The 1364-nt window shown below is 69.5% G+C and carries 1 protein-coding gene; it reads left to right on the forward strand.

What is annotated here, in order from left to right; all coding sequences use genetic code 11:
* Positions 1 to 1364: 2-oxoacid:acceptor oxidoreductase subunit alpha (locus ACH4VX_RS35585; RefSeq protein ID WP_398373468.1), on the forward strand; the 1364-nt coding region annotated here is incomplete at both ends.

Consider the following 1364-nt stretch of genomic DNA (forward strand, 5'->3'; position numbering starts at 1 on the left):
AAGGAGTTCGACCTCACCCGCAAGGAGGCCGAACGCAGCAAGAACATGTTCGCCCTCGGGCTGCTGAGCTGGATGTACCACCGGCCCACCGAGGGTACGGAGAAGTTCCTGCGGTCGAAGTTCGCCAGGAAGCCCGACATCGCCGCCGCCAATATCGCGGCCTACCGGGCCGGCTGGAACTTCGGCGAGACGACCGAGGACTTCGCGGTCTCCTACGAGGTGGCCCCGGCGGCGAAGGCGTTCCCGCCCGGCGTCTACCGGAACATCTCGGGGAACCTGGCCCTGTCCTACGGGCTGATCGCCGCGTCCCGGCAGGCGGACCTGCCGCTCTACCTCGGTTCCTACCCGATCACCCCGGCCTCGGACATCCTGCACGAACTGAGCCGGCACAAGAACTTCGGTGTGCGGACCTTCCAGGCCGAGGACGAGATCGCCGGCATCGGCGCGGCGCTGGGTGCGGCGTTCGGCGGTTCGCTGGCGGTGACGACGACGAGTGGCCCGGGTGTGGCGCTGAAGTCCGAGACCATCGGGCTGGCGGTGTCGCTGGAGCTGCCGCTGCTGATCGTGGACATCCAGCGCGGCGGCCCCTCCACCGGGCTGCCGACCAAGACCGAGCAGGCGGACCTGCTGCAGGCCATGTACGGCCGCAACGGCGAGGCCCCGGTCCCCGTGGTCGCGCCCCGCACCCCGGCCGACTGCTTCGACGCCGCCCTGGAGGCGGCCCGGATCGCACTCACCTACCGCACTCCCGTCTTCCTGCTCTCCGACGGCTACCTCGCCAACGGCAGCGAACCCTGGCGCGTCCCGGACCCGACCGAGCTGCCCGACCTGACCGTGCAGTTCGCGCAGGGACCGAACCACACCCTGGACGACGGCACGGAGGTGTTCTGGCCCTACAAGCGGGACCCGCGGACCCTGGCCCGCCCCTGGGCCATCCCGGGCACCCCGGGTCTTGAGCACCGCATCGGCGGCATCGAGAAGCAGGACGGCACGGGCAACATCTCCTACGACCCGGCCAACCACGACTTCATGGTCCGCACCCGGCAGGCGAAGATCGACGGCATCGACGTACCCGACATCGAGGTCGACGACCCGGACCGGGCGAAGACCCTCGTGCTGGGCTGGGGCTCGACCTACGGACCGATCACGGCCGCCGTGCGCCGTATCCGCAAGGAGGGCGGCCGGATCGCCCAGGCCCATCTGCGTCACCTCAATCCCTTCCCGCACAACCTCGCAGCGGTGCTCGCCAGGTACGACAAGGTGGTGATCCCCGAGATGAACCTGGGGCAGCTCGCCACCCTCATCCGGGCGAAGTACCTGGTCGACGCCCGCTCGTACAACCAGGTCAACGGCATGCCGTTCAA

It is taken from the genome of Streptomyces sp. NPDC020731 (assembly GCF_044334705.1).
In the GTDB taxonomy this organism is placed as follows: Bacteria; Actinomycetota; Actinomycetes; order Streptomycetales; family Streptomycetaceae; genus Streptomyces.